The 244-nt window shown below is 59.8% G+C and carries 1 pseudogene; it reads left to right on the forward strand.

Annotation, left to right across the window (positions count from 1 at the left end):
* Positions 1-126, forward strand: a pseudogene (locus tag J5M58_RS27555) (3-oxoadipyl-CoA thiolase); the annotation flags it as partial.
* Between the last annotated feature and the right edge of the window lie 118 nt (positions 127-244).

Raw genomic sequence — 244 nt, forward strand, 5'->3', positions numbered from 1 at the left:
GGCATGAGCGGTGCGCGCCTGGTGCTGACCGCGCTTCACCAGCTGGAGAAGAGCGGTGGGCGTAAAGGCCTGGCGACCATGTGTGTAGGGGTTGGCCAAGGTTTGGCATTGGCCATCGAGCGGGTTTACCCGCGAAGAGGCCGGCACATGCGTCTCAAGGCCAATTGCCAGGCAAATAGCGGAACGAGGGTGTTACCAGGTGTGTCTAGAATTACCTGCGACCCTCCAGGAGTAAACTCACCAT

The sequence above is a fragment of the Pseudomonas sp. 32_A genome (assembly GCF_017490905.1).
GTDB lineage: Bacteria > Pseudomonadota > Gammaproteobacteria > Pseudomonadales > Pseudomonadaceae > Aquipseudomonas > Aquipseudomonas inefficax.